Below are 12,437 nucleotides of genomic sequence, written 5' to 3'. Positions count from 1 at the left end.
CAGAACTATAAGCCGCTGCGGGTCATCCGCAGCCGTTCTTGGCGCGACCCGCGGATTAATGCCGCAACACGCCCCAAGAGCGCCCCCAAATGATTTGGAGTTACCCTATTGCCCCGCACATTTCACATCTGCGCGCGTCTGATCTCCCTTGCTCTTGCCGCCCCCTTATGCGCCAGCCCCGCCGCAGCAGAGATCACCGCTGAGGCCACCATTGCGCTCAGCTACGGTCCGCGCCCGGCCTATCTGGTTCATGCCCTGCCCGATGGCGCGCTGAAGACCAAACTGCAATCCTGTGCCGGGCAAACCCCGGAACGCAGCGATTTTTCCATTGCACATCGGGGCGCGCCGCTGATGTTTCCCGAACATACGGTAGAGGGCAATCGCGCCGCCGCCTCCATGGGCGCAGGGGTTATGGAATGCGATGTGACCTTCACCAGCGATCTGGAGCTGGTCTGCCGCCACTCGCAGAACGATCTGCACACCACAACCGATATCCTCACCACCGATCTCGCCGACCGCTGCACCCAGCCCTTTGCCCCGGCCACCGCCGATGCCCCCGCAAGCGCCGAGTGCCGCACCAGCGATCTGACGCTGGCAGAGCTGATGACCCTGCGCCCCAAGATGGACAGCCGTGACCCCACAGCCACCAGTGCTGCCGCCTTTCAGGGCGGCCTCGCCCCCTGGCGCAGCAGCCTGCATCAGAACGGCGCAACTCTGCTCAGCCATGCCGACAGTATCCGGCTGTTCCGCGACCTCGGCGCAAAATTCACCCCCGAGCTGAAGGCCCCCACCGTCGCCATGCCCTTCAACGGGATGACGCAGGCAGCCTATGCGCAGAAACTGATCGACGCCTATGTCAGCGCCGAGATCCCCGCCAGCGATGTCTGGGTGCAGAGCTTTGACCTCGACGACATCAAATACTGGCTCACCCAAACGCCGGAATTTGGCCGTCAGGCGGTCTACCTCGATGATCGCTTCGCCCGCCACGACGAAGATGAAGGCCAGATTGATCCGATGGACCCCGCAACCTTCCGCCCGTCGATGCAGGAGTTGAAGGACATGGGGCTCAACTATATCGCGCCGCCGATCTGGATGCTGCTGACGCTGGAGGATGGCCGCATGGTCCCCTCTCCCTATGCCAAAGCCGCACGCGCCGCCGGTCTGAATATCATCACCTGGACCCTGGAGCGCTCCGGTCCGCTGAAAAATGGCGGTGGCTGGTATTTCCAATCGGTCGCAGCTGCGGTGCAATCGGACGCGGCCACCTATCAGGTGCTTGATGTGCTGGCGCAGGATGTGGGGGTTGTCGGGGTATTTTCCGACTGGCCCGCAACCGTGACCTATTACGCCAATTGCATGGGGCTGTGACCGCAGCCCCTTGAGCCTGCGCCACGCCCCCCCTAGATTAGGGGTAACGCGCGATAGTGGAGACAGACATGTTCGGCATTCCCGGCAAACAAGCGGTGACCATCACCGACAAGGCAGCGGCCCAGATTGCCAAGCTGATGGACAAGGGCGGCCATTCCGGCCTGCGCATCGGCGTGAAGAAGGGCGGCTGTGCCGGCATGGAATATACCATGGAATATGTCGACCAGCCCGACCCCAACGACGAAGTGGTCGAACAGGATGGTGCCCGCGTGCTGATCGCGCCGATGGCGCAGATGTTCCTCTTCGGCACCGAAATCGACTATGAGGTCTCGCTGCTGGAGGCCGGGTTCAAGTTCAACAACCCCAATGTCTCCGAGGCCTGCGGCTGCGGAGAATCAATCAGTTTCAAGGATATGCCCGCAGGCTGATCCGCAGTACGGCGTCCCTGTCATCTCGCCGATTTGCGAGTGGTGGCGCGCAGACAACACCAAAAAAGAGGCAGTTTCTGCCTCTTTTTTTGCGCCGGGTTATTGGCGCACTTCGATATTGTTCAACATGTGCTGACCACCGCTGGTGGTGAACAGGCGAATTGTTCCCTATTCCGAACAATGTTAGGACAGACCCAGCAGCAAGCTGCCGCGCCCCGACAGGGCTTCGCAGGCAGCAACAGAAGATTGAGGGAGATACGCAGATGCGTCGGAAACTGGCCGCAGGCAATTGGAAAATGAACGGCACCGCAAGTGCGCTGACAGAGCTGGGCAATCTTGCCTATAGCTGCAAATCCGCCAAGGCCGAGGTGCTGATCTGCCCGCCTGCAACCCTGCTCTACCGCGCGGCCAATGTCTGCGTCGACAGCAAGGTGAGCATTGGCGCCCAGGATTGCCACGACGCCACCTATGGCGCCCATACCGGCGATCTCAGCGCGGAAATGCTGCATGATGCGGGCGCCACCGCCGTGATCCTCGGCCATTCCGAACGCCGGGCCGACCACGATGAGACGGATGAAACAGTCCGGGCCAAGGCCAAGACCGCCATCGCTGCGGGGCTGACCGCCATCATCTGCGTGGGCGAAACCCTGAACGACCGCGAGGCGGGCAAAACACTTGATGTGGTCCGGGCCCAATTGGCAGGCTCCCTCCCCGATGACGCCAGCGGCACAACCGTGGTGGTGGCCTACGAACCGGTCTGGGCGATCGGCACAGGCAAGGTGCCCACGGTCGAACAGATTGCCGAAGTGCACAACGACCTGCGCGCCAGCCTCGTGAAACGCTTCGGCGGCGAGACCGCAAACGCCATCCGACTGCTCTATGGCGGATCTGTCAAAGCCAGCAATGCCAAAGAAATCTTCGCGGTGGCCCATGTCGACGGCGCCCTGGTTGGCGGCGCCAGCCTCAAGGCTGCGGATTTCGCCCCCATCGTCGCGGCTCTCGACGCTAGCGCATAAATGCGCCTCACGGCGCAGCCTCCGGCGGGAGTATTTGGGGAAAGATGACAGCCCCCGCACCCCGCCTTCACCTTTCACAAAATACTCTGGGGTGAATGCGCGCCAGCGCAGAGGGGCAAAGCCCCTGACATAACGCCAGACAGAAAAAGGCCCGAGAACTGCTCCCGGGCCTTTTTCTGTCTGGGTACTGAACACCTGCTCTATTTGGTGATGATCTCCGGCCCCATCACCGCATTCGGCAACACGGTTGAAATCCACGGAATATAGGTGATCATAATCAGGAACACGAAGAGCACCGCCAGGAACGGCAACGCCGCCCGCACCACCGCCATCATCGGCATTCCTGCAACCCCGGAGGTCACAAAGAGGTTCAGACCAACCGGCGGGGTGATCATACCGATCTCCATATTGACCACCATGATGATGCCCAGATGGATCGGGTCGATGCCCAGTTCGATGGCAATCGGGAACACCAGCGGCGCCACGATCACCAACAGACCCGACGGCTCCATGAACTGCCCCCCGATCAGCAGGATCACATTGACCACGATCAGGAACATCACCGGGCCAAAGCCCGCCGACAGCATCGCGGTGGCAATCTGCTGTGGCACCTGCTCATCGGTCAACACATGTTTCAGGATCAGCGCATTGGCGATCACAAACAAGAGTGTCACAGTCAGCTTGCCCGCTTCAAACAGCGCGTGGCGCGTATCGGCGTGAAAGAAGGACGGGATAAAATAGACCACCGTCTGTCCCAGCATCTTGGGCAGCATGGACAGGAATTGCCCCATATCCTTGGGTTTCGGCGCAGATTTCAACGGCCCCATGTCGCGGTAGACAAAGGTCGCCACAAAGAAGGCATAGACCGAGGCCACCGCCGCCGCCTCTGTCGGGGTGAAGATCCCGCCATAGATGCCGCCCAGAATGATGCCGATCAGCAGCAGACCAACCGAGGCATTGGCCGCCGAGGCCGCAACTTCCCCCCAGCCCAGCCATTCACCCTTGGGCAGGTTCTTCACCTTGGCCATCACATAGATGGTCACCATCAGCATCAGACCCGCCATCAGACCCGGAATAACGCCCGCCAGGAACATCCGCCCCACCGAGACCTCAACCGCCGCCGCATAGACCACCATCACAATCGACGGCGGGATCAGGATGCCCAGCGTGCCTGCGTTACAGATCACACCAGCGGCAAACTCCTTGGAGTACCCCACCTGCCGCATCCCCGCGATCACGATGGATCCGATGGCCACCACGGTGGCCGGTGAGGACCCGGACAGGGCCGCAAACAACATACAGGCAAAGACGCCCGCAATCGCCAGACCACCCGGCAGATGACCGACACAGGCGATGGAGAACCGGATGATCCGCCGCGCCACACCGCCCGTCGTCATGAAGCTTGAGGCCAGAATGAAGAAGGGGATCGCCAGCAGCGTGAAATGCCCCTCAAAGGCTTCGAACAATGTGCCAGCAACCGACGCCAGCGAGCTGTCGGAATAGATCAGCAGAAACAGTGTCGAGCTGAGGCCAAGCGCCACCGCAATCGGAACCCCGATCAGCAACAGCCCGATGACCATGGAAAACAATAGGACGACATCCATCAGTCGTGCTCCCCGCGCTGCGCCTGAACCTCGGCGATTTCATCTTCGACCTCATGGCTGGCCACCAGCCGGTCCACATCGCCGCGCAGGATCTGCATCGCCGCCTGGGCAAAGCGCAGCAACATCAGCAGCATCGACAGCGGCAGCACCACATAGGGCACCACCTTGGGCAGCTTCTCGTAGGAATCGCCGTAGTTGATCAGATCTTCGAGAAACCCAAAGATCGCCACCATCGGTACATCCTGTACCTCATAAAAACTCTGGCTGCGCGCCTTCATGTCAAAGCCGGTGGGAAACCAGCGCCCAGAGGTGGGCGGCAGATCGGCAAACACCGCCCAGTAGTCATAGGCGCCCTTCAGCAGCAGCAGCGAGAACACCAGACAGCAGCCGACCGAGATCAGCCCGATCACCCGGCGCGCGCCCGGCGACACCATGTTGAGGATCGCATCGACCCCCAGATGGGCATGGACCTTTACCGCATAGGATGCGCCCAGCAGAACCAGCCAGGCAAACAGGAACACCGTCAGCTCCAGCGCCCACAGAATGTTGGAATTGAACACAAATCGCGCCACCACATTGGCAAATGTAATCAGGGTCATCAGCCCCAGCAGCAGCGCAATCAGCGTCTCTTCGAGTGTATTGATAAGCCCGGTCGGGCCAGGTTTTGCCCCCGCCATATCTCTCTCCCTCGATGTTTGGATAATGGGATACCGGCGCGGATGGCGCACCGTGCAAATTGGGGCGGCGCGCCGTCGCGCCTGCCCCGGATCTTAAGGCCGAAGCCCTTACATGCCCGCGTTGATCGCCTGGGCTGCGTCGATCATGTCCTGACCGACATCACCTGCGAATTGCTCCCAGACCGGCTTCATCGCCTCAACCCAGGCCGCGCGCTGCTCAGCCGTCAGTTCACGCACCACACCACCGGCATCGATGATCGATTGGCGGGCCTCTGCGTTGACCTTGGTGGATTCGGAGTTCCGCGTTGCGGTGACCTCGCCCAGAATGGTCAGGAACTGCTCGCGCACCGCCGGATCCAGGCTGTCCAGCCAATCCACGGAGGTCACAACCAGATAGTCCAGCGCGCCGTGATTGGTCTCGGTCACACCGTCCTGCACCTCAAAGAACTTCTTGCCGTAGATGTTGGACCAGGTGTTTTCCTGCCCGTCCACAACGCCCTGTTGCAGCGCGCCGTAAACTTCGGAGAAGGCCATTTTCTGCGGGCTGCCACCAATGGCTTCCATCTGCGCGACCAGCACGTCCGAGGACTGCACGCGGAATTTCAGACCATTGGCGTCCGACGGGTTGATCAACGGCTTGTTGGCCGACATCTGCTTCATGCCATTGTGCCAGTAGGACAGCCCCTGCAGGCCACGGCGCTGCATGGAATCCAGCATCGCCTGACCATTCTCGGAGCCTTGGAAGGCATCGACCGCATCAATGTTCTTGAACATGAACGGCAGATCGAACAGGCGGAACTGCTTGGTGAATTTCTCGAATTTCGACAGGCTTGGTGCGGCCAGCTGCACGTCGCCCTGCAGCATCGCTTCCAGCACCTTGTTGTCATTGTAAAGCGTGGAGTTCGGATAGACCTCCAGACACATAGTGCCGTTCATCTCTTCATTGATGCGCTTTTCCAGCAGCGAGGCGGCGATCCCCTTAGGGTGCTTGTCGGTGTTGGTCACATGGCTGAACTTGACGACAATTTCACCATCATCACAGGCCGCCATTGCGGTCCCGGCACTCATGGTCAGCGCCACAGCGGTGGCAGCAGCAGTTACGAATTTCATGTCTTCCCTCCCGGAATATCTCCATAGCCTCCGCTCAGGCGAAGACCCCAGACGCAGCATCACGGGCAAAGCTGCCCCGCTCAAGTCTTTGTTATCCACCAAAAATAAACATCATTTATCAATTATGAACAAATGCTTGCGCGGTGACGTTCATCTTATGCACCGGCTTGCCAGATTTGGTGTGCGATTTTCCGCACAGGGTGATCCTACGCCTGTGCGGAAATCCGCACACTCTGTTAGCGCCAGACATTTCATCAGGCGGAATCAGCGCCCGTCACCTTTCCTCAAATACTCAAATCCCGCCGCCCGCCACGGGACCCAACACCGACACCGACACTGGGCCGTTGCACAGGCGGCGCACGGTGATCTCGCGTTCGCTTAACGCCGATCTGTCAGATTGGGCGTGTCGCGACATTCGGGCCGCCTGACAAGCAGCCCACCGATCCGGGGCATCTGGCATATGCCCCGGCAGGAGATCGGCCCGCCCTCGGATACCCTCCGCAGGTCGGGCGTTCAGATGACCGAAGTTGACGAAAAGGTTGACGAACATGGGACCGGCTGACACCCGGGCTCCATCCCCCTCCGCCCTAGCCCCCTTGCGGGGCTCCCGGCGGCGCCGCCACCTCACTGCCCCGCGACCTCCCGTAGGACGCGGACCACAGATGAAAACAAGACATCGCCCTCAGCGGCGATAGTCCTCAGGCCGGATGCCATAGCGCGCCAGCTTGTCATAAAACGTCTTGCGCGGCAGCTTCAGGGCTTTGGCCGCGGCAGAGGCATGGCCGTTCTGTCGGCCCAGCGCCGCAATGAGCAAGGACCGCTCCACCTGCGCCAGCTGCTCCGCCAGCCCCAGTTCTGCCGATTGCGCCGCCTCCTCAGGCATCCCCAGCACGAACCGCATCGCTGCCGACATCAGCGAGCGCGCATTGCCCGGCCAATCCTGAGCCATCAGCGCCGCCAGATGCTCCTGCGGGATATCCGGCGCGGCAATGCCCGCCTGCTCTGCCGCCTGTGCGACGTAATGGCTGAACAGCACCGGGATGTCTTCGGGCCGTTCCGACAGCGCCGGAATGCGCACCCGCATCACATCAAGCCGATAGAACAGATCCGGCAGGAACCGACCCTGCGCCGCCTCCTCTGCCAGATCCGCGACTGAGCCGACCAGAACCCGCGCCTCCAGCCCCTGTTCTAGCGCCTCTAGCATAGCATATTGCGTCTCGCTTGGCAGGGCCGCGATTTCATCCAGATACAGCGATCCGCCCGCTGCCTCGCGACACAGATCCGCAAACCCGTCAGGGGTCAGCCCCGCAGCCGGACGTTTCACAAACGCGCCCTGACCACGCGGTGACATCAGGTGAATGACCTCTGCCACCTTGGAAATCCCACCGCCCGGCGCGCCGGTCACCAGCACCTCCGCCCCGGTGGCAGCAACCCCGCGCGCCCGTGCCCGCAGTTCCTCCATCTGCGGCGAAGTGCCAAAGATCATCCGCGCCGCCGGATCGCCGCTTTCCAGTCGCGATTTCAACGCCCGGTTTTCCCGCACCAGCGCCCGCGTCTTCAACGCCCGGCGCACCACGGCCATCAAATCAACGCTGGCGCAGGGCTTCTCAAGGAAGTCAAACGCCCCCTCTCCCATCGCCTGCACCGCCATCGGGATGTCTCCCTCACCGGTCAGCAGGATCACCGGCAGATCACCGTCCACCTCGCGCACATAGCGCAACAGATGAAACCCATCGCGCCCCGGCATCCGCATATCCGACAGGATCACCCCGTCAAAATCGGTCGTGATCAGATCCTTGGCCGCAACAAAGGATCCCACCGTGATCGCATCGCAATCCGCCAGCTCCAGCGTCTGGCCCAGCGCGGCCCGCACCGCGGCATCGTCATCCACCACCAAAACCCGATTGGTCATGCCACCTCATCCTGTTGTTGCAGGCCCGTGCCCGCCTGCGCGTGCCAGCGGTCCAGTTCCACCGTGAACTCCGCGCCATCACCGGTATTTGTCCCCCGGATATGACCGCCAAAGCTCTGCACCAACCCGTAGGAGATCGACAACCCCAGCCCCAGCCCCTCGGAACTGCCAACCGCCTTGGTCGAGTAGAAGGGATCAAAGATCTTCTCTGGCTCCTTCAGACCGGGGCCAATGTCGCGCACAATCACCGCAAGCCGCGCATCACCCTCGTCGTGGCGTGTCTCAATCGCAATCCGGATCTCGCGCTGCTCCTGCTCCAGCATGGCATCAGCTGCGTTGTTGATCAGGTTCACAAACACCTGCGACAGACGCACTTCACCGCCCCAAGCAAAAACCGGCTCCGCAGGCGGCTGCCAGTGCAGATGCACGCCATCCTGACGCAGGCGCGGTTCGGTCAGCTCAATCGCCGAGGCAATCACCTGCCCCAGATCCACCCGCCCCATCGGCTCGCTCTCATTGCGGGCAAAGGCGCGCAGGTTCTTGATGATCCGCGCCATCCGACCGGCCATCTGCGCAATCCGGCCCAGGTTCTCTCCCGCCCGCTCCGGTTTGCCGCGCGCCACAAAGGCCTCGCCGTTCTCGGCATATTGCTGAATCGCCATCAGCGGCTGGTTCAGCTCATGGCTGATCCCCGCCGACATCTGTCCCAGCGCCGACAGCTTGCCCGCCTGCACCAGATCCTGCTGCGCACGTTTCAACGCCGCCTCGGCCTCCTGACGTTCCTGCACCTCGCGGGTCAGCCGCATATTGGTCGCCGACAGCGCCCGCGTGCGCGCCGCAACCCGGCTTTCCAGCACCGTATTCGCCTCCGCCAGCGTGCGACGCCGCTCAATCGCGAGTACCAGCATCGCCCCCAGCGCCAGCACGATTGCCGCCATCGCCGCCGCCTGCAACCCCGCCAGACGCCGCGCCGGGGCGACATCCACCAGAATTTCGCCCACCATGCCGATCTGCGGCAGGTTCACCGCCTGATGCAGCGCCCGCTCCGGCAGATAGGGCGACCAGCGCAGATCCCAGATCTCATGCGGCCCTTCCAGCCAGGACCGAAGCGCCACCTGTCGTCCATCCGGCGGCGACAGCCCCGGTCCCTCGGCGCTGCGTTGCCAGAACAACAGCTCCCGCCGGTTGGCGATAAACACTTCGCCGCCGCGATTGGTGAAAAACACCGCCGGGAGCGAGCCACGCCATGTCTGTTCCACATCTTCGACATCAGCAACCACCACCAAGGCACCGCGCACCCGACCATCCACATCGAAATCAGGTGCCGCATAGATATAGGCGCGCCGCCCATCCGGTTGCAGCACACCATAGCCGGTGCCCAGCGCGCCCTGCATGGCACGGTGAAAATAACCGGTCTGGGTCACATCGCGCCCCATCACCCCCTCAGCAGCGACCACCACGCGTCCCGCCCGGTCGACAAAGAACACATCCAGCGCCGCCGTCTTATCCGCCACCTCGCGCAACAGGCCCTGCGCCGCCGCGCGGGCCTCTGCCCGCTCAAGACGTTTCAGCGTCGGGTGATCGGCCATCAGAACGGCCAGTTCCTGATAGACCTGCAGCTGCGTCGTCACCCGGTCCGAGGCCAGCGCCAGGTCCGCCGTACTGCGTTCCGCAAGCGAATCAAGCGCTTGACGATACCCCAGCCGGTACACCCCGCCCGCAACAGCTGCGACCGCCCCCAAAAGGAGCGCCAGAATGATCCACCGATGTGCGTGAAACTGCGTCATTGGCCGCACATTAGCAAAGCCCCCCTTGCATTGACCAGCCGCCTTAGGAAAAGCTGCGCGGATGAAGACATTGACCCAATCCCCCACCGATCCCGATTTTGTCCAATCGCCCTACGGTTTTTACGCCGAGGCCCGCGCGATGGGACATCTGCACCACTGGCAGGACTACAATATGGTTGCGGCCTTCTCGCACCCGGCTGTTCATACCCTGCTGCGCGACCGTCGCTTTGGCCGCGAGATCCCGCCGGAGATGGCCCGCGAAAGCCCCGCCCATCTCGCACCCTTCCTGCAGGTTGAGGCGCATTCGCTCCTGGATGCAGAGCCACCCCGCCACACCCGCCTGCGCCGCCTTGTCTTGCGCGCCTTCACCAGCCGCGAGATCAAGGCGCTGGCGCCGGGGCTGGACACCCTCTGCCATGAGCTGATCGACGCCTTCCCTCAGGATGCGCCCTTTGATCTGCTCACCGCCTATTGCACCCAGGTCCCCGTGATCGCGATCTGCCGCCTGCTGGGCGTGCCCACCGATATGGCGCCGCAGCTCCTGGACTGGTCGCACAAGATGGTGGCGATGTATCAGGCCTCCAAAACGGTTGAAACCGAACATGCCGCTGCCCGCGCCAGCCAGGAATTCATCGACTTCCTGACCACCTATGTGGACAAACGCCGCAAGACCCCGGGCGAGGATCTGATCACCCGTCTCATTCAGGCCGAGGAAGACGGCGAAAGCCTCTCCACCGATGAGTTGATCGGCACTTGTATCCTGCTGCTCAATGCCGGGCACGAGGCCACGGTGCATTCACTGGGCAATGGCGTGAAAACCATGCTGCAACAGGGCTGGGACAAAAGCTGGCTTGCCCCCGACGGCATCGACGGTCTGGTGGAGGAGATCCTGCGCTATGACCCGCCGCTGCATATGTTCACCCGCTACGCCTATGAGGAGGTTGAGTTGTTCGGCCACACCTTCCAGCGCGGCGACGAGGTGGCGCTGCTGCTGGCGGCGGCCAATCGCGACCCCGAAATGCTGGAGGATCCCGAACGCTTCGATCCCACGCGCCCGGCGAAGGTGAACACCTCCTTTGGCGCAGGGCTGCATTTCTGCGTCGGCGCGCCGCTGGCGCGGATGGAAATGCAGATCGCCCTGCCGATCCTGTTTGAGCGTTGCCCGGACCTGAAACTGGCCGCCGCGCCGGAATATAACAACACCTACCATTTCCACGGGCTGACAGGCCTGATGGTGCAGGTCTGATCCCCCTCGTGGCGGGCCAGCGCGGCCTGCCACAACACCACGCCCCCACCTCAGGCTGGGCTTCGCGGACGCCCAACGATCAGCACAGCGGCGGCCACAACAGCCACACCCGACGCGCAGCGGATCACGGTCTGAAAATCATAGGCCTGCGCAATCAGCCCCACAGCCGGGCCCGCCATCACCCCGCTCACCATCAGCGTATTCCAGTAAATCGCCGTCGCGCGGGCAGGTGTGGCTGGCGCAAAGGATTGAACATAGCTGATGCCAAGGCTGGCGTAGAACCCGTAATACAGCCCCTCCAGCGCCGCCCCCGCCAGCATCTGCGGAAAGCTCTGCACCGCCGCCAGTAGCTGGATCGTCACAACCGCCAGCCCGGTCACCGCCAGCAGCGCCCGCCACATGCCGATGCGCGCAATCACCCAAGGGGTGGAGAAAATCGCAATCACCTCGACAAAGGTTTTGATGCTAAAGGCAAAACCCGGCGCATAGCCGGGCAGCCCCACCTCTTCCACGTAAAAGATCGGCAAGGCGGAAAACGTCAGCGAATGCGCGCTCGACAGGCAGAACACAAACCCGGCCGCCAGCCACAACCCCTGCGGCGCCACTGCGGTCTGGCCAGCGCTGTCCTGCGCGGTCGCACGGCCCGGCATCGCGGTGATGTCACGGGGCAGCGTAAACCACCACAGACCGATCCAGACCATCGACACCGCAACCGCCATCACAAACACCGCCCGAAGACCGATCCCATCCGCAATCAGAAACGTGACAGCCGGGCCGATCATCCAGGCCGTTGATGTGGTGGCCCGCATATGCGCATTGAACCGCACCCGCTCCACCTTGTGACGCTCGGCCAGACTGCCGCCCAGACTGAACATGGTCGACACCGCGCTGGAACTGATCCCGAACCCTATAACACCCGCCGTCAGCACCACCCAGAGCGCGGGCAGCAGCGCCAGCGCTCCGGCCGCAAACACAAACCCCGCCGCTGCCAGTCCAACCAGCGGAAACACCCGCGCGCCGCCATCGATGCGGCGGGCAAACTGCCGGTTGGCCACCAGGGTCAGGCCGATCGCCATCCCGGCATAAACGCTGATGATCCAGGGCTCATAGCCCAACCCCCTGACCAGAAAATAGCTCATGAAGGGCACAATCATGGCGGTGCAAATCGTGCCGCAGAACAACAGCAACAGAAACATCAGGCGCGCCGTCACCGCACCTACAGGTGCCGTAGAGGATGGGGAAATGGGCATGATTAAGTCAACTCAACAGCAAATGCCTCACCATTGCCG

Annotated in this window: 10 protein-coding genes; 4 read left to right on the top strand and 6 right to left on the bottom strand. The window is 62.3% G+C overall.

Annotated features, from left to right (window positions below; all coding sequences use genetic code 11):
• Positions 1–108 precede the first annotated feature (108 nt).
• The 3 genes from INHI_RS0105580 to tpiA all read left to right on the top strand — a co-directional run bounded on the left by INHI_RS0105580 (position 109) and on the right by tpiA (position 2,812).
• Positions 109–1,368 carry a glycerophosphodiester phosphodiesterase family protein gene (locus INHI_RS0105580; protein WP_027247024.1) on the top strand — a complete coding sequence of 420 codons (1,260 nt, stop codon included), beginning with the start codon at positions 109–111 and terminating at the stop codon, positions 1,366–1,368.
• A 68-nt stretch (positions 1,369–1,436) separates the two neighbouring features.
• The gene (locus tag INHI_RS0105575; RefSeq protein ID WP_014875056.1) at positions 1,437–1,796 is read left to right on the top strand and encodes a HesB/IscA family protein; all 360 of its coding nucleotides are present in this window, start codon (positions 1,437–1,439) and stop codon (positions 1,794–1,796) included.
• A 263-nt stretch (positions 1,797–2,059) separates the two neighbouring features.
• On the top strand, positions 2,060–2,812 hold the full coding sequence (gene tpiA, locus INHI_RS0105570; RefSeq protein ID WP_027247023.1) for a triose-phosphate isomerase: 753 nt from the start codon (positions 2,060–2,062) through the stop codon (positions 2,810–2,812).
• 200 nt (positions 2,813–3,012) lie between these two features.
• Here tpiA and INHI_RS0105565 read toward each other — a convergent pair whose 3' ends face one another.
• The 5 genes from INHI_RS0105565 to INHI_RS0105540 form a co-directional block, all read right to left on the bottom strand.
• Complete coding sequence (locus INHI_RS0105565; RefSeq protein ID WP_027247022.1) at positions 3,013–4,416, bottom strand: TRAP transporter large permease; 1,404 nt, start codon at positions 4,414–4,416, stop codon at positions 3,013–3,015.
• On the bottom strand, positions 4,416–5,093 hold the full coding sequence (locus INHI_RS0105560) for a TRAP transporter small permease (protein WP_014875059.1): 678 nt from the start codon (positions 5,091–5,093) through the stop codon (positions 4,416–4,418). The genes INHI_RS0105565 and INHI_RS0105560 overlap by 1 nt, the downstream gene beginning before the upstream one ends.
• Positions 5,094–5,201: 108 nt before the next feature.
• Entirely contained in the window at positions 5,202–6,203 is a 1,002-nt protein-coding gene (locus INHI_RS0105555; RefSeq protein WP_027247021.1) for a DctP family TRAP transporter solute-binding subunit, read from the bottom strand.
• Between the two features lie 682 nt (positions 6,204–6,885).
• Positions 6,886–8,115, bottom strand: a complete 1,230-nt coding sequence (locus INHI_RS0105545; protein WP_027247020.1) for a sigma-54-dependent transcriptional regulator — start codon at positions 8,113–8,115, stop codon at positions 6,886–6,888.
• Positions 8,112–9,902, bottom strand: coding sequence for a sensor histidine kinase (locus INHI_RS0105540; protein WP_036766932.1), 1,791 nt, complete (start codon positions 9,900–9,902; stop codon positions 8,112–8,114). Before INHI_RS0105540 ends, INHI_RS0105545 begins: the two co-directional genes overlap by 4 nt.
• Positions 9,903–9,963: 61 nt before the next feature.
• On the opposite strand from INHI_RS0105540, the gene INHI_RS0105535 reads away from it, so the two are divergent.
• Positions 9,964–11,148: a cytochrome P450 gene (locus tag INHI_RS0105535; protein WP_027247018.1), complete on the top strand. Its 1,185-nt coding sequence runs from the start codon at positions 9,964–9,966 to the stop codon at positions 11,146–11,148.
• Positions 11,149–11,198: 50 nt separating this feature from the next.
• On the opposite strand, the gene INHI_RS0105530 is transcribed toward INHI_RS0105535, so the two are convergent.
• Complete coding sequence (locus INHI_RS0105530) at positions 11,199–12,398, bottom strand: MFS transporter (RefSeq protein WP_027247017.1); 1,200 nt, start codon at positions 12,396–12,398, stop codon at positions 11,199–11,201.
• Between the last annotated feature and the right edge of the window lie 39 nt (positions 12,399–12,437).

The sequence above is a fragment of the Phaeobacter inhibens DSM 16374 genome (assembly GCF_000473105.1).
GTDB lineage: Bacteria > Pseudomonadota > Alphaproteobacteria > Rhodobacterales > Rhodobacteraceae > Phaeobacter > Phaeobacter inhibens.
The sequence above is the reverse complement of the archived record's forward strand: the minus strand, read 5'-3'. Positions and strand labels throughout refer to the sequence as shown.

What these genes read in the sequence shown, in the direction of transcription:
- INHI_RS0105565 (WP_027247022.1), bottom strand. Translation starts at nt 4,416, where the DNA reads ATGGATGTCGTCCTATTGTTTTCCATGGTCATCGGGCTGTTGCTGATC.
- tpiA (WP_027247023.1), top strand. Translation starts at nt 2,060, where the DNA reads ATGCGTCGGAAACTGGCCGCAGGCAATTGGAAAATGAACGGCACCGCA.
- INHI_RS0105560 (WP_014875059.1), bottom strand. Translation starts at nt 5,093, where the DNA reads ATGGCGGGGGCAAAACCTGGCCCGACCGGGCTTATCAATACACTCGAA.
- INHI_RS0105535 (WP_027247018.1), top strand. Translation starts at nt 9,964, where the DNA reads ATGAAGACATTGACCCAATCCCCCACCGATCCCGATTTTGTCCAATCG.
- INHI_RS0105555 (WP_027247021.1), bottom strand. Translation starts at nt 6,203, where the DNA reads ATGAAATTCGTAACTGCTGCTGCCACCGCTGTGGCGCTGACCATGAGT.
- INHI_RS0105575 (WP_014875056.1), top strand. Translation starts at nt 1,437, where the DNA reads ATGTTCGGCATTCCCGGCAAACAAGCGGTGACCATCACCGACAAGGCA.
- INHI_RS0105540 (WP_036766932.1), bottom strand. Translation starts at nt 9,902, where the DNA reads ATGACGCAGTTTCACGCACATCGGTGGATCATTCTGGCGCTCCTTTTG.
- INHI_RS0105530 (WP_027247017.1), bottom strand. Translation starts at nt 12,398, where the DNA reads ATGCCCATTTCCCCATCCTCTACGGCACCTGTAGGTGCGGTGACGGCG.
- INHI_RS0105545 (WP_027247020.1), bottom strand. Translation starts at nt 8,115, where the DNA reads ATGACCAATCGGGTTTTGGTGGTGGATGACGATGCCGCGGTGCGGGCC.